25 protein-coding genes are annotated in these 25059 nt (G+C 43.5%); 2 read left to right on the forward strand and 23 right to left on the reverse strand.

The features are described 5' to 3' along the window. Position 1: 1 nt before the first annotated feature. The 9 genes from mazG to glmU form a co-directional block, all read right to left on the reverse strand. Complete coding sequence (mazG, locus tag HUS26_RS15795; protein WP_173918007.1) at positions 2-1459, reverse strand: nucleoside triphosphate pyrophosphohydrolase; 1458 nt, start codon at positions 1457-1459, stop codon at positions 2-4. Continuing rightward, positions 1456-3036 carry an oligosaccharide flippase family protein gene (locus HUS26_RS15800; protein ID WP_173918008.1) on the reverse strand — a complete coding sequence of 527 codons (1581 nt, stop codon included), beginning with the start codon at positions 3034-3036 and terminating at the stop codon, positions 1456-1458. Before HUS26_RS15800 ends, mazG begins: the two co-directional genes overlap by 4 nt. 83 nt (positions 3037-3119) lie before the next feature. Further along, entirely contained in the window at positions 3120-3656 is a 537-nt protein-coding gene (spoVT, locus tag HUS26_RS15805; RefSeq protein ID WP_173918009.1) for a stage V sporulation protein T, read from the reverse strand. A gap of 298 nt (positions 3657-3954) precedes the next feature. Then, positions 3955-7491: a transcription-repair coupling factor gene (gene mfd / locus HUS26_RS15810; RefSeq protein ID WP_173918010.1), complete on the reverse strand. Its 3537-nt coding sequence runs from the start codon at positions 7489-7491 to the stop codon at positions 3955-3957. Between the two features lie 51 nt (positions 7492-7542). After that, positions 7543-7773: an anti-sigma-F factor Fin family protein gene (locus HUS26_RS15815; RefSeq protein ID WP_173918011.1), complete on the reverse strand. Its 231-nt coding sequence runs from the start codon at positions 7771-7773 to the stop codon at positions 7543-7545. A gap of 67 nt (positions 7774-7840) precedes the next feature. Next, positions 7841-8404: an aminoacyl-tRNA hydrolase gene (gene pth / locus HUS26_RS15820; RefSeq protein WP_173918012.1), complete on the reverse strand. Its 564-nt coding sequence runs from the start codon at positions 8402-8404 to the stop codon at positions 7841-7843. Between the two features lie 135 nt (positions 8405-8539). After that, complete coding sequence (locus HUS26_RS15825) at positions 8540-9217, reverse strand: 50S ribosomal protein L25/general stress protein Ctc (RefSeq protein WP_173918013.1); 678 nt, start codon at positions 9215-9217, stop codon at positions 8540-8542. A gap of 88 nt (positions 9218-9305) precedes the next feature. Further along, positions 9306-10259 carry a ribose-phosphate diphosphokinase gene (locus HUS26_RS15830; RefSeq protein WP_173918014.1) on the reverse strand — a complete coding sequence of 318 codons (954 nt, stop codon included), beginning with the start codon at positions 10257-10259 and terminating at the stop codon, positions 9306-9308. 14 nt (positions 10260-10273) lie between these two features. After that, on the reverse strand, positions 10274-11653 hold the full coding sequence (glmU, locus tag HUS26_RS15835; protein ID WP_173918015.1) for a bifunctional UDP-N-acetylglucosamine diphosphorylase/glucosamine-1-phosphate N-acetyltransferase GlmU: 1380 nt from the start codon (positions 11651-11653) through the stop codon (positions 10274-10276). A gap of 168 nt (positions 11654-11821) precedes the next feature. Between glmU and HUS26_RS15840 the strand changes: the two genes are divergently transcribed. Beyond that, complete coding sequence (locus HUS26_RS15840) at positions 11822-12061, forward strand: hypothetical protein (RefSeq protein WP_173918016.1); 240 nt, start codon at positions 11822-11824, stop codon at positions 12059-12061. A gap of 24 nt (positions 12062-12085) precedes the next feature. On the opposite strand, the gene spoVG is transcribed toward HUS26_RS15840, so the two are convergent. The 11 genes from spoVG to metG form a co-directional block, all read right to left on the reverse strand. Then, positions 12086-12382, reverse strand: coding sequence for a septation regulator SpoVG (gene spoVG, locus HUS26_RS15845; protein WP_173918017.1), 297 nt, complete (start codon positions 12380-12382; stop codon positions 12086-12088). A 174-nt stretch (positions 12383-12556) separates the two neighbouring features. Further along, positions 12557-13372, reverse strand: coding sequence for a pur operon repressor (gene purR / locus HUS26_RS15850; protein WP_173918018.1), 816 nt, complete (start codon positions 13370-13372; stop codon positions 12557-12559). 59 nt (positions 13373-13431) lie between these two features. Beyond that, the gene (gene ispE / locus HUS26_RS15855; RefSeq protein WP_173918019.1) at positions 13432-14298 is read right to left on the reverse strand and encodes a 4-(cytidine 5'-diphospho)-2-C-methyl-D-erythritol kinase; all 867 of its coding nucleotides are present in this window, start codon (positions 14296-14298) and stop codon (positions 13432-13434) included. 295 nt (positions 14299-14593) lie between these two features. Beyond that, positions 14594-14776: a small, acid-soluble spore protein, alpha/beta type gene (locus HUS26_RS15860; protein WP_173918020.1), complete on the reverse strand. Its 183-nt coding sequence runs from the start codon at positions 14774-14776 to the stop codon at positions 14594-14596. A 284-nt stretch (positions 14777-15060) separates the two neighbouring features. Continuing rightward, a complete protein-coding gene (gene veg, locus HUS26_RS15865; RefSeq protein WP_173918021.1) occupies positions 15061-15321 on the reverse strand; it encodes a biofilm formation stimulator Veg in 261 nt (86 codons plus the stop codon). A 196-nt stretch (positions 15322-15517) separates the two neighbouring features. Next, positions 15518-16393 (reverse strand): sporulation peptidase YabG, encoded by an 876-nt coding sequence (gene yabG, locus HUS26_RS15870; protein ID WP_173918022.1) that lies wholly within the window; start codon positions 16391-16393, stop codon positions 15518-15520. Positions 16394-16449: 56 nt separating this feature from the next. Beyond that, positions 16450-17322 carry a 16S rRNA (adenine(1518)-N(6)/adenine(1519)-N(6))-dimethyltransferase RsmA gene (gene rsmA / locus HUS26_RS15875; protein WP_173918023.1) on the reverse strand — a complete coding sequence of 291 codons (873 nt, stop codon included), beginning with the start codon at positions 17320-17322 and terminating at the stop codon, positions 16450-16452. After that, positions 17312-17875 carry a ribonuclease M5 gene (gene rnmV, locus HUS26_RS15880; protein ID WP_173918024.1) on the reverse strand — a complete coding sequence of 188 codons (564 nt, stop codon included), beginning with the start codon at positions 17873-17875 and terminating at the stop codon, positions 17312-17314. The genes rsmA and rnmV overlap by 11 nt, the downstream gene beginning before the upstream one ends. A gap of 99 nt (positions 17876-17974) precedes the next feature. After that, the gene (locus tag HUS26_RS15885) at positions 17975-19240 is read right to left on the reverse strand and encodes a G5 and 3D domain-containing protein (RefSeq protein ID WP_173918025.1); all 1266 of its coding nucleotides are present in this window, start codon (positions 19238-19240) and stop codon (positions 17975-17977) included. A gap of 201 nt (positions 19241-19441) precedes the next feature. Then, positions 19442-20212 carry a TatD family hydrolase gene (locus HUS26_RS15890; RefSeq protein WP_173918026.1) on the reverse strand — a complete coding sequence of 257 codons (771 nt, stop codon included), beginning with the start codon at positions 20210-20212 and terminating at the stop codon, positions 19442-19444. Between the two features lie 159 nt (positions 20213-20371). Next, complete coding sequence (metG, locus tag HUS26_RS15895; RefSeq protein ID WP_173918027.1) at positions 20372-22330, reverse strand: methionine--tRNA ligase; 1959 nt, start codon at positions 22328-22330, stop codon at positions 20372-20374. Positions 22331-22743: 413 nt separating this feature from the next. Between metG and HUS26_RS15900 the strand changes: the two genes are divergently transcribed. Continuing rightward, entirely contained in the window at positions 22744-23025 is a 282-nt protein-coding gene (locus HUS26_RS15900) for an AbrB/MazE/SpoVT family DNA-binding domain-containing protein (protein WP_173918028.1), read from the forward strand. 103 nt (positions 23026-23128) lie between these two features. Here the strand turns inward: HUS26_RS15900 and rsmI are convergent, their stop codons facing one another. From rsmI to HUS26_RS15915, 3 genes are read right to left on the reverse strand one after another with little or no spacing between them, the layout of a single operon-like run. Continuing rightward, positions 23129-24001 carry a 16S rRNA (cytidine(1402)-2'-O)-methyltransferase gene (gene rsmI, locus HUS26_RS15905; protein ID WP_173918029.1) on the reverse strand — a complete coding sequence of 291 codons (873 nt, stop codon included), beginning with the start codon at positions 23999-24001 and terminating at the stop codon, positions 23129-23131. Then, positions 23970-24266, reverse strand: a complete 297-nt coding sequence (locus HUS26_RS15910) for a GIY-YIG nuclease family protein (protein WP_173918030.1) — start codon at positions 24264-24266, stop codon at positions 23970-23972. Before HUS26_RS15910 ends, rsmI begins: the two co-directional genes overlap by 32 nt. Then, positions 24256-24999, reverse strand: a complete 744-nt coding sequence (locus HUS26_RS15915) for a tRNA1(Val) (adenine(37)-N6)-methyltransferase (RefSeq protein WP_173918031.1) — start codon at positions 24997-24999, stop codon at positions 24256-24258. Before HUS26_RS15915 ends, HUS26_RS15910 begins: the two co-directional genes overlap by 11 nt. Between the last annotated feature and the right edge of the window lie 60 nt (positions 25000-25059).

A 25059-nucleotide genomic window follows, 5' to 3' on the forward strand; every position in this document is an offset into this window, starting at 1 on the left:
GTTACTCTCCTTTATTGTTAAGTTTCGCTTTTACCCATAATTCTTCAAGTTCATCTAGTGTATAATCGTTTAGAATTTTTCCAGCTTGAACGGCTTGTTTTTCCATCGAAGAAAATCTGCTTCGAAACTTCTGGTTCGTCCGCTGAAGGGCGGTTTCCCCGTTAATCTTATAATGACGCGCCAAGTTTACAATTGCAAATAACCAGTCTCCAAATTCCTTTTCCATCTCCTCAAAGTCATTCTTCTTCTGAGCTTCCAGAAATTCTTCCCATTCTTCTTCTACTTTATCTTTTACAGATTCGACATCATCCCAATCAAATCCTACTTTGGCTGCTTTTTTCTGTAATTCTTCAGCCTGCAGCATGGCAGGAAAGCTTTGGGGCACATCATCGAGCTTAGATTCAGGCTGCTGATCTCCTTTTTCCTGTTTCTTAATCTCCTCCCAATTGGCTAAGACTTGTTCGGCATCCTCGGCCTGCACCTCTCCAAATACGTGGGGATGCCTGCGAATCATTTTATCTGTCACCGATTGTATGACATCATCGATTGTAAAAAAGCCGTCGTCCTCACCAATTTGATTGTGAAGCATCACCTGCAGGAGTACATCTCCGAGTTCTTCGACCATGTGCTCATCGTCCAGGCGATTCACCGCGTCTATAAATTCATACGCTTCCTCAATCAAATACTTTCTTAAAGATTCGTGGGTTTGTTTCTGGTCCCATGGGCAGCCGCCCGGTCCGCGCAAATCCCTGATAACTTCTCTTAACCGGAAAAACTGGTGATTCAGCTTTTCCTTGTCTGCTGGTGCGATATAGACACTCGTTAAGTTATCGACTTTAACCGCACGGTCCAATTCTTCCAGCGTCACGTGTATAACCTCTTCTTCCCTGCTTCCAGCCGCTCTTACGACCACTGCCGGGTGCTTAGGAGACAGATCTTCAAGCAAGGTAAGCTTTACCTCTGAGGCGATCATAGCATCATACACCTGGCAAAATACGATATGATTTTGAAACTGCAGCTCTTCGCGTTTAAAAGCCGTCGCATCGATAAACTGGAAACCTTCGATCGGATCTATTTTTAGTGCTGTAAATACGTCATCGAGATAGCTGTGACCTCCTTGAAGCTCTACTTCCAGGTCTTCCCTTTCCAGCAGCAGCTGGACTGTCCGTTCTGCCAGCATTGGATGCCCGGGAACAGCGTACATGACATCCTGTGTTGAAGCTTTTTCTATGAGCGTTTGAACGATGCTTTCGTACACTTGTTCAAACTGGTCGTTCTGTTCATAGACCTTATCAAAGCTTCGAAAAGTCACTCCTTCCTCATCGAGCGCCTTAACCGCTGGATGATCGAGTGTCCGTACGAATATGTTGTCTGAATGACTTTTGAGCTTTCGGTAAACACCGAGGGAAAGCTGATCAAGATCTCCAGCCCCTAAACCAATCACAGTAATTTTATTCATAATTCCCTTCCTTTCGGTAATAATTTCACGAGCCAGTCTCTAAAAGGGAGAGACTCCAGTTCCTTTTGCTCAAGCGCCCCCAGCCAAATCAGCAGGATGAGGTAAACAGCTGCTCCAGACCCGATCATAATTAATAGGGAAACGAGAAGAGCCAGCCGGTGTTCAACAAACGCAAGCAAAGGAGACAATACGATTAGAAATAATACCATCCCAGATAAAGCTCCAGCCATTCCTTTCCACGGCAGACGGCTCCAATGCTTAAGTGGAAAGTCACGATTAAGTAAAAGTAAATAAGCTCCCGTGACAAACGCAGCTGCTCCTATAGAACCGATCGCTGCCCCTGACTCTTTAAACAGAGGAATCAAGGATATATTCAGACCGGCTTTCATGAAAACAGCCAACAGGATAACAAAGGCTGTATGTCCTGTGAAGCCGAGCCCTTGCAGCACAGAACTTAAAGTAATCGCCAGTGAACTGAAAATAATGACCACCATTAAGATCCGTAATGAATCCGTGCCTGCTGTATCCTGAAATAACAAAGAGTTCACAGCGGGAAACAGCACAATTAATCCAGCTGCTGCCCCTGCGGCCACTAATAAACTGTATTTCACAGCGCCAAAGATATATTTTTGTACCTGGAGCGGATCCTTCTGCAGCCTTTTCCTCGTTACTGAAGGCACGAGGGCTAATGCCAGAGACGAAGCCAATACAGTACCTAATTGAATAAGCGGCTGGCCGCGGTCAAATACCCCTTTTGCCACTCTAGCTTCCTCAACCCTAAAGCCTGCTCTTTCTAAATAAGAAACGAGAGAAAGGGAGTCGACAAACTGGAAAAACAGCAGAAGCATATAATTTAACGAAATAAACAGCCCGTAGAATAAAATCGGCCGTACGTAGGACACCTTCGATTTATGGGATTCGGCAAACGGAGGTTTTTCCTGACGAAGCCAGAGGACCCATAATACAATGGCAGCGGCTAACGTTCCTAAAATGGAAGACCATGCACCACCTACACCGATATCGTAAAGCTCGCCTGTCCGTGAAGCATACAGCGCCGTTGCGATAATCACGATGACCCTTACTGTCTGTTCCGTCACTTGGGAAACAGCCGTCGGTTCCATTATTCCTTTTCCTTGAAATACACCTCTTAGAACTGAGGTAAAAGGTATAAATAAAAACACACAAAATGCTCCCCGCAGCGATGGAACAAGTTGTTCATCGCCCATGATTTGAGCAATCTGTTCGGCCTGCGTGAAACCTGTAAGAAATATAATCCCGCAAATAGCAAGGACCCACGAGAAAATTGGTATGTAAAAAGCCTGTATCGACAACTTCATCCCTTCTTCATGTAAGTCAGAGACAAGCCGTGAGATCGCTACAGGAAATCCGTATAGTGACAATATTAAAGCCATTCCCAAGATGGGATAGACCTGCTGATAAATATAAAACCCTACATCTCCCGCAATGTTCTGTAAGGGGATGCGATAGCCTGCACTTAAAATTTTGCCGGCCAGCCCCGAGAGTGTAAGTAAAAATGCCCCCTTCACCAATCGATGGGACGCGTTAGAATGTTCCATGACCGATCCTTCCACCTAGCGTAATAAGTTCCCCCATTATAGCACAAAAGAAGCCAGATCTCTTGATAGACCTGGCTTTTCCCTTACTCCATCTGCTTGGCAAGAAACTGTGCGGCTGTTTGAATGGCTTTACTGTAATTTTCGTCGATTGGAGAACCCTCTTTATTAAAGACGGCTACACAGCCTATCGGATCACCCTGCGCGATAATAGGATAAATAATATAAGAGATAACGTCCACTTCTTGATCGCGAACTAACTCAATTGGCTGCGGATGCTTTTCAGATACTTCGGTCCGCTTATCCATTACCTGCTCTACTGTCTGACCAATTTGGCGGTTTAAGTAAGACTTTTTAGACTCTCCAGCTACCGCAATAAACTCATCACGGTCACAGATAAGTACAGGAACGTTTAGTGAATCATATAAAGCCTCTGCATATTCTTTTGCAAAATCGCCTAATTCATTAATAGGAGAATATTTCTTTAAGATAACTTCACCTTCGCGATCTACAAATATTTCAAGAGGATCTCCCTCCCTGATGCGAAGTGTGCGGCGAATTTCTTTAGGAATTACGACACGTCCTAGATCATCGATACGACGTACAATACCAGTTGCTTTCATTCCAATGCTGCCTCCCTTTCTTGGTGATCTATCCTTAATTATCCTGTTGAAAAGCGCATGCAGAATAACGGGTGATAAATATAGTATGATACACCAAAAAAAACCTATTCATAAAAAAATAAGAAAAACAGAGGTTAATTGAGCATTTTGGAAAATAAACAAGCGCCCTCTTATTTAAAGGGAGCGCTTGTTTATTAATCTTAAGCTGCATCGAATGCCGCTTCTGGGTTTCTATCCTGTCACACGCAGTGATACCACGTAAAGCGAGCCATTTCCCAGCCTATCTTAATAAGGATGATCAAACACTTGTTGCTTCACGGGTTAATTCAGGCAGTGTCTGAAGGAACTCTTCCACCATTGCATAGCGTTTCAGCTCAGTTTTCCGATCCCACGTAAATGTTACTTTTAACTGATTGTCCTCAGTACCAAGCTGAATCATCCGGCCAAATTTATTCGCATATTCGAATAGTTTAGCTCCGTCAATTGTCTGGCTTTGCGAAGTTTCCATCAGCAGTACCATTTTTCTCTTCTTCTCTGAAATAGATTCAATACGAGCTTTCTTTGCAAAATATTTAAGAGAGGAAACCGTAATCAAGTTCTCTACCTCTTCAGGATAGTCCCCGAAACGATCAATCAATTCATCGCGGATATCGTGAATATCTTCGATCGATTCAATCGCCTGGAATTGTTTATACATATCGATTTTTTGTTTTTCATCAGAAATATACTCATCCGGAATATAGGCATCGATTTTCAGATCAAGTTCGGTTTGGAAAGGCTGGATGGCTTCCGGCTCTTTCCCTTGCCTTTTCGCTTCAATCGCATCTTTTAACATTTGAGAGTACATGTCAAAACCAACGGAATCGATAAATCCGTGCTGCTGGGCGCCTAACAGATTACCGGCTCCCCGGATCGAGAGGTCGCGCATGGCAATCTTAAACCCCGAACCTAACTCGGTGAATTCCTTAATCGCCTGCAGACGCTTTTCGGCCACCTCTGTCAGCACTTTATCTTTCTGATAGGTAAAGTACGCATAGGCCACCCGGTTCGAACGTCCGACTCTTCCACGCAGCTGATAAAGCTGGCTGAGGCCCATTCTGTCAGCGTCATAAACGATCAGCGTATTAACGTTTGGTATATCGACACCTGTTTCGATAATCGTCGTGCTTACAAGGACATCGAACTCTCCTTCCAAGAAGGAAAACATCACATTTTCAAGCTCAGTCTCATTCATCTGCCCATGAGCAAACGCTACTCTCGCTTCAGGTACAAGGGCCGAGATCTCCTGAGACATGCGCTCGATATTTTCTACACGGTTAAACAGGAAGAAAACCTGGCCTCCCCGAGCCATTTCCCGCTCGACAGCCTCTCTCATAAAGACAGGGTTATACTCAAGCACATACGTCTGAATCGGGAATCTGTTTTCCGGCGGAGTTTCGATCACCGACAGATCACGGACTCCAAGCATCGACATGTGCAGCGTTCTTGGGATCGGTGTAGCCGTTAACGTCAGGACATCGACATTAGACTTCAGCTGCTTAATTTTTTCCTTATGCTTCACGCCAAACCGCTGTTCTTCATCGACAATCAATAAGCCCAAGTCTTTAAACTGAATGTCTTTGGACAGAATTCGGTGCGTACCGACGACAATATCGACAAGTCCTTTACGGAGCCGGTCCGTCGTTTCTTTTTGCTGCTTTTTCGTTCTAAAACGGCTTAAAAGTCCGATATTAATGCCAAAATCCTGGAATCGTTCCTGCAGGGTCTCGAAGTGCTGCTGGGCAAGGATCGTCGTAGGGACGAGCAGAGCAACCTGCTTTCCGTTTTCCACTGCTTTAAATGCCGCACGGATCGCAACCTCTGTTTTGCCATATCCTACGTCACCACACAGCAGGCGGTCCATCGGGCGGATCCGCTGCATGTCTTCTTTAATCTCTTCTATACATCGTACCTGGTCCTCGGTTTCCTCATAAGGAAAGGCAGCTTCGAAATCGCGCTGCATCTCACCATCTTTTGAAAAAGCAAACCCTTTGGAGGCTTCACGCTCGGCATACAGCTGGATCAAATCATCTGCAATATCTTCAACGGATGACTGGACTTTGCGTTTCACCTTCGTCCACTCGCTGCCGCCCAGTTTATATACTTTTGGCTCTTTACCTTCTGAACCGACATACTTTTGGATAAGATCAATCTGATCAATCGGCACGAAAAGCTTATCATTGCCGGAGTATTTTACCATAAGGAAATCCTTATGGGTGTCTCCGACTTTCAATGTTTCAATACCGATATATTTACCAATTCCATGGTTGGTGTGAACGACATAGTCGCCGACTTTTAACTCCTGGTAGTTTTTAATCCGCTCAGCATTCGTCATCTTCTGTTTTCGCTTCGGCTTAGCTGTACGCTTCTTAAACAGTTCTTTTTCCGTTAAGACCGCGAGCTTATGAAGCGGCCATTCAAACCCGCTGCTGATGTTCCCCTTAAGGACCACAGGGGTTTTTACAGGCAATGTAACGGATGCTTTAACTACAGACGCTTCCATTCCATAATCAAGCAGAACAGAATGAACCTTCTCTGCTCTCGTATCGTCAGAAGCTAACACAATGACACTGTAACCCTGCTTCGCCCAGCGTTCCATTTCACTTTTCAATAAATTCATCTGTCCATGGAACTGCTGCATTTGGCGAGTTGATATATTTACAATGTTTTGCGGCTGGGTGTTTGGTATATGACGCATAAAGACGGATAAATAAAGCTTAGGCTGCTTCATCTTTGCCCACGTGTCATGCCAGTCAAAGGAAATACGAAGACCGCGAACCAGCTGATTAACTTCAAGCAGGCTGTTGTACCATTCGGCTTCTTCATGGTCGAGGCGCCCGGCCGTTTCATTAATCCGGCTCATCTCATCTAATACCATCAGCCCGTTCTCAGGCAGATAATCCAGCAGGCTTACCGGCTCTTCGTAAAAATAGCCAATATACTTATACAGCTCCTGAAAACGCTCGGCGTCTCTTAAACGGTCTATATCTCTCTCGATATGAGCGTTTAACGTCTCCTTCGCTTCGCTTTTAGATAGCTTCTTGAGAGATTCACTGAGAGCTCCTTCCAGCTTGTCTGCAGCCCTTGAAAAATCTTCGCTCGTCAGCAGCAGCTCCGTCGCAGGACCGATGCTGACTTCTTTTAACTTTTCATGGGAACGCTGGGTTTCTGAATCAAACGTTCGAATCGAATCAACTTCTGTATCAAACAGTTCAATACGATAAGGAAACTCCGCGGTTAACGGATAAACATCAATAATTCCTCCACGGACTGAAAATTCTCCCGGACTTGCTACCATATCTACTCGTTCATAGCCCATCTGAACGAAGCGTTCTAAATACGTCTCTAATTCAATATCTTCACCAACACGAAAAGGGAGCAGGTTATGCTCCCAATAGGATTTAGGCGGCATGATTCTTTTTAATGCAGAGACAGGAGCAATCAGAACGCCTGTCTTCTGGTTCAGCCACTGGCTTAATGCATCGATTCTCTGGCTTCTGAGCTCAGGGCTGGCTACTGCTATTTCTGAAGCAATTAATTCGTTGACCGGATAGAGATGGACTTCGTTGTCTTCTGATAGTTCCAACATATCATCATAAATTTGCTGAGCTTGAATGAGCTGGTGAGTCACTATTATGATCGGACGATCCAGCGACTCTTTAAGAATCGAGACGAGCAGGCTGCGCGAGGCACCTGACAGCCCGGCCACCATTTGTTCTTTCATTCCTGCTTCAAAACCATCAATAACAGATCGCACATCGTCATGGGGCTGTAAATAATTTTTTATACCTTGCATCTTTAACTCCTCCGGAACTAGGAAAGCCCGCTAAAGGAGGAGCTTCCTAGTTTAGTGAATAAAAAAGTCTAGTTCATGATAGTGAGGATTCTGCTGTAACGACCGTTCACAGGAATCACAGATTGTCTTAATCTTCATGTTGCCCTGCGCATCATACGTAATCATTTCCTTATGATCCTCTTCGTTTAAACACTCTAAGCCAAGCTCAGAAATTTCGACGCGTTCACGGTCCAACTTTCCTACTTGGCGCTGACAATGCCGGCAATTATAGTGAATTTGCATAGATACACATCTCCTCTAAAGGTTTCATGTATCTAGTGTTACCGGCTCAAATACCACTTATACTATTTTACTTAGCGTTGTAATCGTTCATGACTTCCAGGAATGGTTTGGAAAGCCAGGCTTCACAGGCTTTCACTGACTGCTGGATAGACTCATCAACTGCTGCCTGCTGTTCTTTATCAAAAGTACCGAGCACATAGTCAACGACAGACATTGGGACAGATGGTCGTCCCACCCCTACTCGCAAACGTTTGAACTCTTTCGTTCCTAGCTGGTCAATAATGCTGCGAATTCCGTTATGTCCGCCATGCCCGCCCTTTTGACGCAGGCGTATACGGCCTGTTGGTAAATCTAAATCATCATAGATGACGAGTACGTCTTCTTCAGGGATGTCATAGTAATCCATGAATAAACGCAAAGATTCTCCCGATAAATTCATATATGTTTGCGGCTGCAGCAATAGAACCTTTTCACCTGCCACATGTTCAATTGTGTATTTCCCTTTGAACTTCTCCTGAGAAAGGCTCCAATTGTTTAGCTTTGCCAGTTCATCAATAACCATAAACCCGATATTATGGCGGGTTTTTTCATATTTTTTCCCTGGATTTCCGAGGCCTACAATGCACTTCATTTCGAAATCTTCCTTTGTCTATTCATATTCGTTCCATTATAACAAATCTATCTGAAAAAAATTGTCTAAATGTTGGTTCATCCACAAAAAAGGGCGCAACCCTCGGCTACGCCCCTCTTTGTATATATCTCTTTATTACTCTTTATTTTCTTTATCTTCTTTTTCTTCGTTATCCTGCTGCTGATCGTCGTCAGAACCTTCTTCTTCACCGACAACCTCCGGCTCTTCGTCAGCGTTATCAAGCTCTGGTTCTTCCGGCATTTCTTCCGGTGGAGTAACAGAAACAATCGTCGTATTTTCATCTTCTGTGATTTCATAATTACGAGATTCCTTCAGGTCACTAACCATAACACTGTCACCGATGTTTAGCTCGGATACGTCAACAACGATCTCTTCAGGGATATCGCGCGGCTTAGCTCTGATTGCCAATTCATAAAGCGGCTGCTGAACAACTCCGCCTTCTTTTGCACCTGCAGCTTCACCCTCTAGGTGTACAGGTACTTCAACATCCATCTCTTCGGACATGTTTACAATGTAGAAGTCCGCATGAAGAAGTTCATCTTTTAATGGATCAATTTGATACTCGTGCAGCATAACATCTACAGTAGAGCCGCCGTCAATATCAAGGGAAATGATCGCATTCTTACCTTCATCACGTACGGTTTTCAATAATTCAATGCTGTTAACCGATACGTTAACTGGTTCTTTATCTTTACCATAGACTACTCCAGGAACATTACCTTCCTGACGCAATCCTCTTGTTACTGATTGTTTAAGGTCTTTTCTTTGATCTGCTTTTAATGTAATAGCCACAATAATCTCCTCCAGTTAATTAACCATCTATTTTATTCTGGTTCCCAACTCTGATAGAAATTAAACATTTTTTATTACAATAAACTAATTAATCAAACAAAATACTTACTGATTGACGTTCGTGGACACGGATAATTGCTTCACTGATTAACGGAGCAACGGAAAGCTGGGTAATTTTATCAATTGCTTTTTCTTCACCTAGTGGAATGGTGTTTGTTACGACAAGCTCTTTAATCCTGGAGTTGTCGATGCGCTCAATCGCTGGGCCTGACAGTACAGGGTGTGTACAGCAAGCATACACATTTTTCGCGCCATTTTCCACTAAAGCGTTAGCAGCAAGAGTGATCGTACCCGCAGTGTCGATGATATCATCAATCATAATCGCTGTTTTACCTTCGATATTACCGACAATATTCATCACCTCAGCCACATTTGGCCTTGGCCGGCGCTTATCGATAATAGCGATAGGAGCTTTTAATCGATCGGCCATTTTACGGGCTCTCGTTACCCCTCCATGGTCAGGGGAAACAACAACGACATCATCAAAATTCTTTGACTCAAAATAATCGGAAAGAATTGGTACACCAACAAGGTGATCAATCGGCATATCGAAGAATCCTTGAATTTGCGGTGCGTGCAGGTCCAGCATAATGACACGGGTTGCGCCCGCTGTCTCAAGCAGGTTAGCTACAAGCTTGGCAGTGATTGGTTCACGGGCACGTGCCTTACGATCCTGACGCGCATACCCATAATAAGGCATTACGATGTTAATCGTACGAGCTGAGGCTCGTTTTAAAGCATCAATCATAATAAGCAATTCCATAATGTGCTGATTGACCGGTGCACATGTCGACTGTACGACATATACGTCACACCCACGAATACTTTCGTCGATGTTGATTTGAATCTCTCCGTCACTAAAGCTTGTTACCGTACACTTACCTAGGTCGGTGCCGATATTCTCCGCAATTTCTTTTGCCAGCTCAGGATTAGAATTGAGAGAGAAGACTTTCAATTTAGAATCCTTATATCCAGTTGCCATGGATGAACCCTCCGTTAATCTTTTTTATTCGGCTGCATTTTACTAGCGTAGCCTTCTTTATTCGTTTGACGAGATCGAGCGATAGATAATGCATCTGCTGGTACATCTTGATTAATGGTGGATCCAGCCGCTACATAAGCTCCTTTGCCTACTGTAACTGGAGCGATTAAGTTCGAATTACAGCCGATAAAGGCCTCATCCTCAATAGTCGTCAAATGTTTATTGGCACCATCATAGTTCACAGTAATTGTACCACAACCGACATTCACTCCGCTCCCCACTTCTGCATCTCCAATGTAGCTTAAGTGTGAAGCTTTGCTTCCATCTCCAAACGATGCTTTCTTAATTTCTACAAAATTGCCGACTTTAACATCATTTCCTAATGAAGAATCAGGACGAATATGAGCGAATGGCCCAATCTGAACCCGCTCTCCAATACGGCTGTCTGCTGCTACACTTTGCTTAACTACTGTGCCTGCACCGACAGAACAGTTCGTAATCGTGGAGTGAGGTCCGACAGTTACATCATCTTCTATAATTGTGGGCCCTTCAATAACTGAACCAGGATAGATCGTAACATCCTGTCCAATCGTTACGTCAGGTCCGATGTACGTCTGTGCAGGATCAACAATCGTAACTCCATTACGCATATGAGCTTCATTAATTCTCTGCTTCATCAATTTTTCAGCCTTGGCCAAAGCAACTCGGTCATTTACTCCTAATGCCTCAGAGAAGTCGGTCGTTTGATACGCACTTACGACCTCACCCTGATCTTTTAGAATCTGAATGACGTCTGGAAGGTAATATTCTCCCTGTGCATTGTCATTGGAAACATTCTGTAAGGATTCAAAAAGCAGCTCATTGTCAAAGCAATACGTTCCTGTATTGATTTCCTGTACGGCCTGCTCTTCCTCAGAGGCATCCTTTTGCTCAACAATCCGCTTCACTTGGCCATTTCCACCGCGAATGACACGGCCGTAGCCTGTCGGATCCTCGGCATGCGCCGTAAGAATAGTTGCTTTCGCCTCTTTTTCCACATGATGATCGATCATGTTTTGAAGGGTCTCATCTGTTAATAAAGGAGTGTCACCACAAGCAACTATCGTAACACCCTGCTTTCCTGCCAAAATGCTTTCCGCCTGCTGAACAGCATGACCTGTTCCAAGCTGTTCCTCCTGGATCACATAATGACTGTCTTTTCCGAGCTGGTCTTGTACTTTTTCAGCACCATAACCGACAACAGTTATTAATTCATCAAGCTGTAATTTATTAAGTTGATCAACCACGTGTTGAACCATAGGCTTCCCGCAAACTGGATGCAAAACTTTATACAGTTTTGACTTCATACGGGTACCTTGGCCAGCGGCTAAAACTACTGCATATTTTTGGGTCATGAAGGAACCTCCATCCTATTTATCCATTATGAATAATATCTTAAAACCAATATGATTTCAACATGTACCTATTGCCATTGTAAGGTCCCAGGCTATTTCCAAAGCTCTTTTAATTATTATAGGGAGACTGCTCGCTTTTTGCGGTCCCACAAGACGTGAGCTCGCTCGATGGCAGCAGACAAAGAACTCGCTGATTTCACGTCCACCGCAGAAAAAGACATGTCTTTTGAGGACGTACAGAACTTAATCGAACTTCTTTTTTATCAGGGCATCCTCGATCTCGACCTCACTCCGGGGTCCGCAGGCCGTCCATTTTTAAAGCAGGAATTTCGTGCTCCAAATCATCCAACCATCTTTTTAACAGCAGCTCAAAACAAAAAGGAAGCCGGACCCCCCTTGAAGGTCTGACTTCCTTTTTTAAAGACTCTTAAATTAAGAAGCACCTGCTTCTTCAAATTCAACTTCTGATTCCGCTTCACCTACATTGTGATACTCTTCAAGCACTGCTTCCTGAATCTTGCCGCGTGTCCCTGAGTTGATTGGATGGGCGATATCACGGAATTCACCATCAGGAGTGCGCTTGCTAGGCATAGCTACAAACAAGCCGTTGTTGCCATCAATCACCCTTATGTCATGGACAACAAACTCCTGATCCAAGGTAATAGAAGCAATTGCTCGCATTCTTCCTTCGGTATTTACGCGTCGCAGTCTTACGTCAGTTACTTCCATTAAAGTTCACCACCTTTTCCCCAAAAAGAACTTATTAAACCAATTCCACACAACAAAATGAAAATCCTGCTAATTTCACAAAAAAATTTAAAAGATATGTAAAATTCTAATTATATAAGGCTTTTTACTCAAAAAAAGCCTTTATCTAAGGATAAAGGCTCTCTAAAATAAATATTAATTTTTGAAAAGGTTTCCTGGATGAATTTCAATTTTCGGCTGACGGTTATCAACGTTCATAATCTGCACAATCGACACGTAATCGTCTACGACACGATCCTCTTCTTCATCTTCCGCTTCCGCAAGAACACCGATACCAGCGACTTCTGCATTGAATTCCTTCAGCAGGCTTCTCATTCCGTTAATCGTTCCACCGGCTTTCATAAAGTCGTCGATAATACATACTTTTGATCCTTCAGCCAGCGAGCGTTTCGTTAAGACCATCGTCTGAATCTTTCTCGTCGAACCCGAAACATAATTAATGCTTACTGTAGATCCTTCGGTGACTTTTGGATCGCGTCTAACGATGACAACCGGGACATTCAAGTATGAGGCAACGGCATAGGCTAACGGGATGCCTTTTGTCGCCACGGTCATTACAGCATCTATTTCCTTGTCCGCAAAAGCTGAAGCTAAGAGACGCCCGATGTTTCTTACCGTTTCAGGCTCCCCTAACAAATCACTCATAAACAAATAGCCGCCCGGAAGAATCCGCTCCGGATCCTCCAGTCGATCGCAAAGCTCTTTTACAAAGGACTTGCTGAAATCCTCTGAAAAAGCGGGAATATATTTTACTCCTCCTGCCGCTCCGGAGACTGTCTCCAGATGACCAATCCCTTCATTTTGAAACATTTTATTAATAATCGCTAAATCTTCGCTGATAGAGGATTTAGCTGCTTCATATTTTTCTGATAAAAAAGGCAGAGATATCAGCCGCCTTGGCTGATCTAGAACATAATGAGTCATCGCCACCAGTCGTTCGCTTCTTTTCATGAAAGACACCTCAAAATCCGAATATTATCTTTAAATATATCAGATTTGTACGGTTTTTTTCAAGTGGTTTCTCTTGTTCCTAACATTCTGACCATATAAACCTCCGGACAAAACCCTTTCAGGCTGTTATAAATCCGGTGAACCTTCGCGTCCTGCGACACTAAAGCAAATACAGTCGGACCGCTTCCACTCATTAGCACGGCCTCTGCCCCGGCCTGCTTCATCTTTTCTTTAATCTGGTCCACTTCAGGATGGAGCTTTGTCGTTACACCTTCTAACGTGTTTGACACCTGGGCGCAAATATCTTCAAAGCTTCCCCTATGAAGCGCATCGATCATCGCCTGCGTATCAGGATGCTCGGCTTTTTGAATATTGAGCTTCTGATAGATGGACTGAGTCGATACCCCAATGGCGGGCTTAGCTAGTACCACCCAGCAAGGAGGCGGTGCTGGAAGCTCCTCAATCTTCTCCCCGCGTCCGCGGGCTACCGCTGTACCTCCATACACACAGAACGAGACATCAGAGCCGATCTGCGCCCCAAGCTCTGCCAGCGTATCGATACTCGCATTAATATTCCACAGCTTATTCAGCCCTCTCAGGACCGCAGCCGCATCACTGCTTCCCCCTGCAAGACCCGCAGCTACGGGTATATTTTTTTCCAGGAAGATATAAACTCCCTGCTTTATTTGAAAATGCTTCTGCATTAACTGAGCAGCCCGGTAGGCTAAGTTTCGTTCATCATTTGGAACAAATCGACTCTCCGATTCTATTTTAATCTTACCGCCGGATAACAGCGATAATTCAATGCGATCGGCCAGGTCAACAGTCGTCATGACCATCTCAACCTCGTGGTAACCATCCGTACGTTTATGTAACACATCAAGAGACAGGTTGATTTTAGCCGGCGCTTTTTCTAATACAACCATACCTACACCTCCTCAAGGCGCGTAATCTTCTTTCAGCATTGTATCATAAAAAATGTTCGTGTGGAGGCTTTGGTGACGAGGATAGGCGGCGGCGCGCTGGTTTGGGACTTTTTGCTGAGCTGTAGCCAGGGGCCGAGATTGAGAAGTGGGCTGGACGGCTTATCGGTGTTCTTGCATGGCTTTTTGACGTTTGTTCTTTTTTAGCGATCAGCACCGATTTTTGCGAAAAATCCAGCCTAGGCCAGCTTTTAAACGCCTAAAAAACCGCTCAGCCAAACAGCTGAGCGGTCATTACTTACTTTTGGTTGTTGTTCATCATCTGTTCTTCGGCCATCTGGATCGCACGTTTTACCATGTTCCCAGCGTCACGGGTCGTAATTCCGCCCCAGCCCTCTTTTTGAACCTTGTCGTAAAATCCAAGCTCTTTTGCGATTTCCTCTTTCAACGAATCGGACATCATGCTTCTTCTGCGCCCCATCGTATTCAGCTCCTTTCGCCATAGCTAGCTACGACACGTTTATTATTCGCAGTCAGCAGGGAAAAGATGTGAGGAAGTATTCGGTAACTGAGGCATTTCAACTATTTCTCGGTTGTGGCTCTCATGATACCAGGTACCGAATAGCTATATAAGAGGCTCTGAGCTCAACAAGAGTTTCGGTACCTGGTACCAACCTGCTCTCTTCCGGCGTTTCAGCTGATCCGCCGCTGTCGCTCTACCGGTACCTGGTACCCCAAAAAACAAAAAAACAGTAACCTTTTTGGTTACTGTTCCATAGCCATTGTTGATAAATCGTCGAAGCTAAGTTCGACTGTCTCTGTGAGTACATCTGCATAACTATATGATACACGTTCGAAAGCATTTTCTTCTTGGTCTAACTCAACAATAAATACCGCAGGGTATGTTTCTGCAAGAACACCTGTGCGTTCAATTGTCTTACGACGTCCACCGTTTGCTTTTAATGTTAAACGTTTACCAATTTGCCCCTCAAGGGATTGTTTGATTTCTACTAACGTTTTAGCCACTACACTCCACCTCACTAAAGATTAATATACCATCATTTCTGGACAAAGTCAAATAAAATATTTAATTATACCAATAGGTTAAAATCAATGTCAACATAATAATTTGTAGATTAGGGGCTAATTTATTAATTTTATAAAATAAAAAATCCCCTCATGCCATAAGCTGCGGCGTTTCCCCAGATAATGATTGTATTCGTTAATTTTCGACATCCTCAGAGTAAGGCATTCCAATTCGTAAGAGCCCTCGCGTTTGTAGACCTCCTAACCCTTTTTCACCGCTGATCGTATTACGGACAACTTCCCAGATATTAATGTAATCCATAAATGAAGTATAGGCGACGCGTGCGGCGACATAGACAGGGTCAATGGCGTGAATGTTGACGCGTGCAGGGGAGCTGGCAAAATTTGCACCTGCTTTAATTATAGATTCGAAATGGGATTGGCAGGCGCCAGCGAAAATGACGAGCTGGTCAAAATGAGGATAATGCTCACGTAAGTTTCGGACAGCTTCAACAAAATACTTTGAATGACGATAGGCATCTAAGCTTTTGATGGAGCCCTTGGACTTGGAATAAGCATCGTGGCCGGTTAAAACAACGATTTCCGGCTGAATTTTTCTTACAAGTGCCAGGACTTCTTCAGGCATGTTCTTTTCCTGAATATACTGTCCGTGTACTTGTAAACCGAGCTGTTCATACAATTGAACACACTTTTTTAAAAACAAGGCGTCGCCATCGATATGGAGAATGCGGGGTGAAATCTGAAAATAATTGGCTTTCTCTTCTTCAGGTTCCGAATATCCACTGCTTGCTTCGATGTCCCTTTTTTCTTTTAAAAGACGATAATCCTGACGAAACAGGCGATAAGAACAAGCCTCTTGTTTATTAATATGTGATTTTCGCTCTTGATATTCAGATCCTGAGACTTTTTTTAAATCTTCTATAGGTGCATCAACTTCTAAACGTACATTTTCCCCTAATAAAATAACATAGGAATCTTCGATCGACTTTACCCGAAAGATGACGTCGTGGTTATATGACTTCCTTGTTACTAGATCTCCCTTTGTTAACATCAGCATCCCACCTTCACACATACGCTACATTAGCCTATGCAAAAGGAAGAGGTCTGTTACTTTCTATAAAAGCTGCGGGCAAGGACAGCGAATTCTTCCATCGTTAAAGATTCTCCCCGGCGGCTTGGATCGATCTCGGCTGCTTCCAATCGTGTGCGGATTTCCTGTTTATCCATTTCGTTTTTAAAATGTCTCGATAAGTTGTTCATTAATGTTTTTCTTCTCTGCCCGAAGGTTGCTTTAACTAAGTCGAAGAAAAATTCTTCATCTTCCACTTTTACCGGAGGCTCTGCTCTCATCTTTAAATGGAGCACAGAGGAGTCTACGTTAGGCTGAGGCATAAATACAGTCTTGGGCACGTTCATGGCTATTTCGGCTTCTGTGTAGTACTGAACGGCAATGGAAAGAGACCCATAGCTCTTCGTATTTGGACCAGCTGCCATTCGTTCAGCTACTTCTTTCTGGATCATGACCGTAATGCTGTCTACCGGCAGGCGGTCCATTAACAGCTTCATTAAGATCGGTGTCGTGATGTAGTAGGGAAGGTTCGCGACTACTTTGACCGGCTGTCCTTCTGCGAAATTCTCTTTCATAACTTGTATAACATCGGCTTCTAATATGTCCTGATTTATAATATTAACGTGATCATAGTCTGAAAGCGTGTCTTCTAAAATAGGGATAAGGCGCTGGTCAATCTCAAAGGCCACTACTTTTCCCGCGTGCTCGGCCAGCTGTTCGGTCAAAGCTCCGATACCCGGTCCAATTTCAATCGCTCCAGCTTGTTTGTCAATGCCGGCATGCTCGATGATATTTTTCAAAATATTGACGTCAATTAAAAAATTCTGGCCTAAGCTCTTTTTAAAAGAAAAGCCGTACGTTTCGAGTATTTCTTTTGTTCGTTTCGGTGTTGCTACCGCTTTACTTTTCATTGTTTTCCTCCTGCACAATTTGTTCCATTGCCTCTTCCAGCTGATTTATAGTAATTTGAAACATATTTAAACGTTTGAGCAGCTGTTTTCCGTTGGTTTCCCCAATATGAAGGAGAGCTCCGAGTTTTTTACGGCGCTCATTAGCCTTTGGTCCACCGATCAGACCGTAATAAATTAAGTCCTCTTTCTCTATCGTTATCTCATGGCTGTCAGTCAGTTCATAGACTTCAGAGAGTGCTTGGCGGATATCTTCTAAAGACGCATGCTCAATCCCGACTCCTTTGTCCCGCTTTGCCCGTGCCCGGTCTTTTGGAAGAAACGCGTGCTTGCATCCCGGGACACGGCTTGTGACGATATGACGGATTCTCTCCCCCGGATAATCAGGATCTGTAAAAACGATCACACCCCGCTTTTCGTAGGCGTGCTCAATACGGAGCAATACATCTTCATCTATTGCTGAACCATTTGTTTCAATCGTGTCAGCCTCCACGGCCTGGTGCACTCGTGCTGTATCATCCCGGCCTTCGACGACTATGACTTCTTTTATCTTCACCGTACATCCTCCAATTATCACTTGCTTTTAATAATCTTCCATAGCATACCACGACTTAAACATAGAAAAAAAGCAGAGGAAAGCATTCCTCTGCCCGCTTTAATCTAATACTTTGACTTCAACCGTCTGTACTCCATAGTTTATTGCGTCACTCTTAGAAGGAACAAAGACATCGATCTTATTTCCCTCGATTGCTCCCCCTGTATCGCCAGCAACCGCTGTACCGTATCCTTCTACCCAAACCTTGCTTCCAAGCGGGATTACATCAGGATCAACAGCGATCACTTTTTTGTCCGGGTCAGCTTTCAGATCGATGCCTGTCGCCGTTTTACCGGTGCAGCCTTTACAGTCAGCTGTATAAGCCGTGGCATTCATCGTGAAAGTCTTTGTGCTGTCTTCTTTTGGTTCTGACTTAATAGGTACAGAGGCTTCGGCTTTTTTCGCAGACGTTCTTTCGATAGCCGGCTTGTCCTCTTTTTGTGCAACAGTACGGCGCTTTGGAGCTTCTGCTTTCGTACCTAAGGCCACGATTTCGTCGACACTCTCTTTTTCAATGTCTTCTTCTACAAGTTTACGTTCCTTCTCTTCGCCATTAACGATGAGCACTTCGTATTCTTTTTTGACTTTTCCAGGCTCCCCTGCGGTAAGGACTTTTTCTTCTCCCTTATGAAGCGAGTCGTCTTTCTCTTTTACAACTTTATATTCAATCTCTTCTTCGACAACTTCTGTTACTTTCTTAATGCGCTTAATAGACACCGTCATATCATTCGAGAGTTTTTCATCTTTAGAAAGTTTGAGTTCATCTAATTTATCTAATGTGATATTTTCCTGATTCAGAAGTTCTTCGACTGTAGCCGAGGTTGTCCATAATTTCTCTTCATCGCCGCCGTCATTTAACGTAATTGCAATCGCACGGTCGATTTGAATCTCCATATTATCTATCAGTTTAGATTCTTGACTGTGAGAAATGACATCATGTTCTTTTAATTCGACCCCTTGCTCTTCTAAAAATAACTCTACAGTATCAGCGGTAGTATAAAGGGTTTGGGATTCATCGTTTATCATAAGGTTTACTGGAGTAGAAGCTGTATACTCTACATCCATCCCATAAGTAACGGGGGCAGATAATTCGTGGGAGATGAGGTCATGAGCTTTTGGAGTAACATTCAGTTCAGTTAGTAAATCTTCAACAGAATCAGCATGAGTACGGATAATTTGCGTATCACCATTATGTGTTACTTGAACAGACGCTTTTGTAGCTTCATATGTAACAGACGTTATAAAAGTCAGGGCAACAATAAGTCCTAAGCATGCCCATAACATTCCTGATTTCATTACAGATAGAAGAGTATTCCAAAGCTTCATAGTTCCTTCTTCATCCCTTTCCCCCACGAATTTCAAAATATATGTCAAAAGTTTTTCATCCGAAATAAATAAAGAGTCAGCATATACCCTGCTGACTCTTTACATTATGCACTTTTGAATTGTCAATTAACATAACAGCTACATTACGATTCTTATACAATTCGTCTTAAATTTGTAATATTGATTCCAAAGTCCTGCAATTTATGACTTAATTCGGAAAAATTGGAGAGCATTTTCTGTGGTCCGATCACAAACTTCTTCATAGCTCAAGCCTTTTAATTCCGCGACCTGCTCAGCAACAAGCGTAACATAGGCGGGTTCATTGCGTTTTCCGCGGTTAGGATGCGGAGCTAAAAAGGGGCAGTCCGTTTCGACAAGTAAATGCTCGATGTCGATTGCTTTGGCTACTTCTTTTGGCAGTTTGGCATTTTTAAATGTAACAGGACCGCCTAAAGAGATCATGAAATTCATATCGACACATTCTTTGGCTGTTTCAACAGGACCGCTGTAACAATGCATAATACCGCCAACTTCAGCTGCATTCTCTTCTTTTAAAATTTGCACGATATCATCTGTGGCTTCACGGTTATGAATAATGATCGGCATTTTCACCTTTTTTGCAAGCTGAATCTGCTTGCGGAACACTTCTTTCTGGACATCAGGCGGTGACTTATCCCAGTGATAGTCAAGGCCCATCTCCCCTAAAGCGACGACTTTCGGGTGGGAAGACAGCTTCTCAATCCACTCCAGATCCTCCTGTGTCATATCAATGGCATCTACAGGGTGCCAGCCAACTGCTGCAAAGATGTGATCATTCTCTTGTGCAATCTGTATAGCAAGCGGAATCGTTTTGCGGTCAAAGCCGACAACCGTCATATAACGAACTCCTGCTTCATGTGCCCGATCAATGGTTTCTTGTAAGTCGTCTTCAAACTGATCGGCGTTTAAATGGACATGCGTATCAAATAGCATTTTTACTTTTCCTCCTAAAAATCTGTTGGGTAATGAGGGAATCTTTTGGGGTGCGCAGGCAACCCGTTTTTTTAAGCAGTAGTGTCGCGATTCCCTCTCATCACTAACACAAAAATTTAAAAAGGGAAAAGCTTGGATGTCTGCTTTTCCCCTTTTTGGTTATTTAACTTTCGTTCCGTTTGGAAGGGACTGATCAATTGAGGCTAACGCCAGCTTACCTTGATCGTCTTCCCCTGCTAAAATCATGCCTTGTGAGAGTTCTCCTCTGAGCTTAACAGGCTTCAGGTTCGTAATGCAGATGACTTTCTTGCCCGTCAGCTGCTCCTCATTATAATGTTCGGCAATTCCTGAAACAACTTGACGCTGCTCTTCACCTAAGTCGAGCTGAAGCTTCAGCAGCTTGTCCGCCTTCTTCACTTTTTCCACTTTCTTCACTTCAGCAACACGGAAATCAAGCTTCATGAAATCGTCAATCGTTACTTCCTCTGCCTGATTTTTCTTATCTTCTTTTTTCTTTTCAGGTGCGGGAGCAGGCTTCTTCATCATATCTTTGATGATCTGTACCTCTTCCTCTGCATCAAGACGAGGGAAGATTGGATCTCCTTTTTGTACCCTTGTACCTTCAGGAAGACCTTTAAATTCAGCAATGCTGTCCCATGCCTTATATTCTTCAGCCGTAACACCAAGCTGGCTGAATATCTGCTTAGGCGTACTTGTTAAGAATGGTTGAAGCATAACAGCAATATGGCGCAGTGACTCAGCGAGGTGTGCCATAACATTGCCAAGGCGTTCCTTCTTCTCGTCATCTTTCGCAAGCACCCATGGCTGAGTTTCATCAATATATTTGTTTGTGCGGCTGACGAACTTCCATAGATCGGCCAGCGCTACAGAGAATTCCATGTTTTCAAGCGATTTTTCAACAGATGTCTTAGTTTCTGCTGCTAACGCTTCTAAGTTCTTATCATACTCATCTTCAGATAATGTAAGCTTAGGAATTTCACCATCAAAGTACTTGCTGATCATCGCAACTGTACGATTTAACAGGTTTCCTAAATCGTTCGCCAAGTCGTAGTTCGTACGCTCAACAAATGCTTCCGGCGTGAAAACACCGTCAGATCCAAACGGTACTTCACGAAGAAGGTAATAGCGAAGAGCATCAAGACCATAGCGGTCGCTTAATTGTACTGGGTCAACAACGTTTCCTTTTGATTTAGACATCTTCCCGTCTTTCATCAGGATCCATCCATGCGCAAAAACCTTTTTAGGAAGCGGCAGGTCAAGAGCCATCAGCATAATCGGCCAGTAAATCGTATGGAACCGGACAATTTCTTTTCCGACTAAATGGACATCGGCCGGCCAGTACTTCTGATAAAGTTCATCATTATCACTATCATAACCAAGAGCAGAAATGTAGTTACTCAGCGCGTCAATCCATACATAGACGACGTGCTTCTCGTTGGAAGGTACTTTGACGCCCCAGTCAAAAGTCGTACGGGAAACCGCAAGATCTTCAAGGCCCGGCTTAATAAAGTTATTAATCATTTCATTTTTACGGCTCTCAGGCTGGATGAATGTCGGGTTTTCCTCGTAGAACTTAAGCAGCTGGTCGACATACTTGCTCATTTTAAAGAAGTAAGACTCTTCTTTTACCTTTTCAACAGGTCCGCCGCAGTCCGGACAGTGGCCGTCCTCTAACTGGCGTTCTGTAAAGAAGGATTCACACGGCGTACAGTACCATCCTTCGTATTCATCTAAGTAGATATCGCCTTTTTCGAGAAGGTAATCGAAGATTTTAGCAACGACTTTTTTGTGGCGGTCCTGGGTGGTACGAATGAAGTCATTGTAGGAAATATCGAGCTTATCCCACAAGTTCTTAATTCCCGCAACGATGTCGTCCACATAAGCCTGAGGCGTTACTCCGGCCTCTTCGGCTTTACGCTGGATCTTTTGACCATGTTCATCTGTTCCGGTCAGATACATGACGTCATATCCGCGAAGTCGCTTATAACGTGCCATGGCGTCCCCGGCTACCGTGGTATAAGCATGACCTATATGCAAATTACCACTTGGGTAATAGATTGGTGTACTAATATAAAATGTCTTTTTTTCCTCTGACATCATGTTTCCCTCCTAAATTCGAGCAGTTCTATTTGGTATTGTACCATGATTTGGCTTTTATTTCTGTATATCCATATCTAACACTAAAATATACCGAAACTAAGATGAAATTGTCAAAAAAATGACGAAAACGTCGAATTATTATATATCCTAGCGAGGTATTTTCTGGTAAAATTAAAGTGTATAGACAATGGATATTTACCCCAATTTTGGAATGACGAAATTTGTCGAGCCCAGCGCCTGCAATACTTGTTAAGTTGTCAGCTGCTAACTTGATTCTTCTGCCGACGTTAAATTTTACCATCGATTTTGGAAATATTGTGAATTGACAGGTTTGGGAAACGTTGGTACTATATTACGCGAGACATATGTCGATATTTGACGAATACTTTTGATTGAGGGGAGAAAAAAAGATGAAATCTACAGGTATTGTACGTAAGGTTGACGAACTAGGTCGGGTTGTAATTCCGATCGAGCTTCGCAGAACGTTAGGTATTAATGAAAAAGACGCACTGGAAATCTATGTCGATGATGATCGCATTGTACTTAAGAAATATAAGCCGAATATGACTTGTCACGTTACAGGGGAAGTATCTGACAATAATATGAAACTGGCTAACGGCAACTTAGTTTTAAGCCAAGAAGGCGCACAAATGCTTCTAAAAGAAATTCAAGGCCAATTAACAAACAAATAAAGAGACTATATACAACTGGTTAATTAAATCACTATAATTACGCTTTGACATATGCTCGCAGCAAAAAGCCCTTACTGCTTCACGCAGTAAGGGCTCTCTTTTTTTATTCTACATGATACACCTGATAGACATCCCGCTTTTTCATTTTGCGGTCCACCGAAGTTTGTTTAATGGCTTCTTTAGGCTTCAGCTGCTTTTTCTCTATATAGTATTCGACGTGTTCTTTTGTAGAGAGATGACTCCACCAGAATTGATCCGATGACTCATCTTCCTGTGCACCTTCAACGATCACACAGAATTCTCCACGCACTTCTCCTTCTTTTGCCCATTCCAGCACTTCTTCAAGACTGCCTCTTACATATTCTTCGTATCTTTTTGTAAGCTCACGGGCGATTGCGACCTGGCGATTTCCGAACTGTTCATAGAGGTGCCCAAGCATTTCCTTTAAGCGGTGAGGAGACTCGTAAAAGATAAGTGTCGACGCCTGACTGGTTAAGGATTCGAGAATAACCTGCCGATCTTTTTTCTTTCTGGGCAGAAAGCCGTAAAAATAAAATTGCTCAGTCGGGAGTCCTGAGCCGACAAGGGCAGGAAGTGCAGCATTACAGCCCGGCAGTACAATAACAGAGATGTCTTCCTCTATGGCTTCCTGAACTAAATCTGCTCCCGGATCCGATATGCCGGGCATTCCTGCATCGCTGACAACTGCAATCATCTGTCCATCTTTTATATCCTGTAAAAGCTGTGGGCCTCTTGTCTGCTTATTATGCTCATGATAGCTGATCAGCGGAGTAGAAATCTCAAAATGGTTTAACAATTTTTTCGTATTTCTCGTATCCTCTGCAGCAATCGCGTCCGCTTCCTGTAACATGGAAACGGCACGATAAGTCATATCTTCTAAATTTCCTATAGGTGTAGGGACGATATAAAGAGACCCCTGGCCTTCACGCTTTGTATAGCTTTTTTGGATGTTCATGTAGTGAGCCCCCATTGCTTGAAATAATCCACTTTTCCTTTTGATCCCGGGAGAACTGCTTAATTTTATATTCCTGCTGCATTGCTTCTCCCTTTGACTCATACGCCTCACAGTATTCTAATACAAATGGGCCCCGGCCTCTCGTATATTTCGCGCCCTTGCCTTCTGCATGCTTCTTAAGCCGGGCATCAAGGTCATTGGTATAGCCTGTATATAACGAATGATCCTTACAGCGAATAATATAAACGTAGTGTTTACTTTCCATATAAAATCTCCCTGAATTCATCGCTGTATTCCCCATTATCCTTATGAGTATAGAGCGGCGGAAGAATTTTTAAGTCCGGCTTGCCGTCACGCGCTCCTTCAATCAGCAGGACATTCGCTTCTTTTCCACGCTTCGGATGAACAAATTGAATGCGTTTAGGCTCTACTTGGTATTTTCTAAACAGCTCAATCATATCAGCCAGACGGCCCGGACGGTGGACTAAGGAAATTTTGCCTCCGGACTTTGTCAGGCGGCTGCACGATTTAATCACATCTTCAAGCGAGCAGTAAATTTCATGGCGTGCGATCGCTAAATGCTCGTTTTCATTCCTTTTATCATGAGCCGGTGTAGGAAAATAAGGTGGATTGCAGGTGACCAGATCAAATCGGCCGTTTCCCAAGACTTTGGGCATATCCTTTAAATCACCGTGGATCATCTCAAGACGGTCATTTAAATCATTCAGCTCTACGTTGCGGACAGCCATATCATGTAATCTTTCCTGAATCTCCACTCCGGTTATCGAAACCTGAGATCTTCTCGATAAAAACAGCGGAATGACACCGTTTCCTGTGCACAGGTCCAGGATTCTGCCCCGGGTTCTCGGCACAGAGGTAAACCTGGCAAGTAAAACAGCATCTACAGAGAAAGCAAATACTTGATCACTCTGTATAATCCGCATGTTTTCCTCGGCTAACAGAAAATCAATTCGTTCATCACCTTTTAACTCAACCATTCTCTTGCACTTCCTTTATTTTAATCAAGGGCTTTTATTCTATATTAAAAAAGGGAACCG

This window comes from Halobacillus sp. Marseille-Q1614 (assembly GCF_902809865.1).
Lineage (GTDB): Bacteria > Bacillota > Bacilli > Bacillales > Halobacillaceae > Halobacillus_A.

Coding starts and splice junctions, on each gene's coding strand:
- mazG (WP_173918007.1), bottom strand. CDS start 1,459: ATGAATAAAATTACTGTGATTGGTTTAGGGGCTGGAGATCTTGATCAG.
- HUS26_RS15800 (WP_173918008.1), bottom strand. CDS start 3,036: ATGGAACATTCTAACGCGTCCCATCGATTGGTGAAGGGGGCATTTTTA.
- spoVT (WP_173918009.1), bottom strand. CDS start 3,656: ATGAAAGCAACTGGTATTGTACGTCGTATCGATGATCTAGGACGTGTC.
- mfd (WP_173918010.1), bottom strand. CDS start 7,491: ATGCAAGGTATAAAAAATTATTTACAGCCCCATGACGATGTGCGATCT.
- HUS26_RS15815 (WP_173918011.1), bottom strand. CDS start 7,773: ATGCAAATTCACTATAATTGCCGGCATTGTCAGCGCCAAGTAGGAAAG.
- pth (WP_173918012.1), bottom strand. CDS start 8,404: ATGAAGTGCATTGTAGGCCTCGGAAATCCAGGGAAAAAATATGAAAAA.
- HUS26_RS15830 (WP_173918014.1), bottom strand. CDS start 10,259: ATGGCAACTGGATATAAGGATTCTAAATTGAAAGTCTTCTCTCTCAAT.
- glmU (WP_173918015.1), bottom strand. CDS start 11,653: ATGACCCAAAAATATGCAGTAGTTTTAGCCGCTGGCCAAGGTACCCGT.
- HUS26_RS15840 (WP_173918016.1), top strand. CDS start 11,822: ATGGCAGCAGACAAAGAACTCGCTGATTTCACGTCCACCGCAGAAAAA.
- spoVG (WP_173918017.1), bottom strand. CDS start 12,382: ATGGAAGTAACTGACGTAAGACTGCGACGCGTAAATACCGAAGGAAGA.
- purR (WP_173918018.1), bottom strand. CDS start 13,372: ATGAAAAGAAGCGAACGACTGGTGGCGATGACTCATTATGTTCTAGAT.
- ispE (WP_173918019.1), bottom strand. CDS start 14,298: ATGGTTGTATTAGAAAAAGCGCCGGCTAAAATCAACCTGTCTCTTGAT.
- HUS26_RS15860 (WP_173918020.1), bottom strand. CDS start 14,776: ATGGGGCGCAGAAGAAGCATGATGTCCGATTCGTTGAAAGAGGAAATC.
- yabG (WP_173918022.1), bottom strand. CDS start 16,393: ATGTTAACAAAGGGAGATCTAGTAACAAGGAAGTCATATAACCACGAC.
- rsmA (WP_173918023.1), bottom strand. CDS start 17,322: ATGAAAAGTAAAGCGGTAGCAACACCGAAACGAACAAAAGAAATACTC.
- HUS26_RS15885 (WP_173918025.1), bottom strand. CDS start 19,240: ATGAAGCTTTGGAATACTCTTCTATCTGTAATGAAATCAGGAATGTTA.
- HUS26_RS15890 (WP_173918026.1), bottom strand. CDS start 20,212: ATGCTATTTGATACGCATGTCCATTTAAACGCCGATCAGTTTGAAGAC.
- metG (WP_173918027.1), bottom strand. CDS start 22,330: ATGTCAGAGGAAAAAAAGACATTTTATATTAGTACACCAATCTATTAC.
- HUS26_RS15900 (WP_173918028.1), top strand. CDS start 22,744: ATGAAATCTACAGGTATTGTACGTAAGGTTGACGAACTAGGTCGGGTT.
- rsmI (WP_173918029.1), bottom strand. CDS start 24,001: ATGAACATCCAAAAAAGCTATACAAAGCGTGAAGGCCAGGGGTCTCTT.
- HUS26_RS15910 (WP_173918030.1), bottom strand. CDS start 24,266: ATGGAAAGTAAACACTACGTTTATATTATTCGCTGTAAGGATCATTCG.
- HUS26_RS15915 (WP_173918031.1), bottom strand. CDS start 24,999: ATGGTTGAGTTAAAAGGTGATGAACGAATTGATTTTCTGTTAGCCGAG.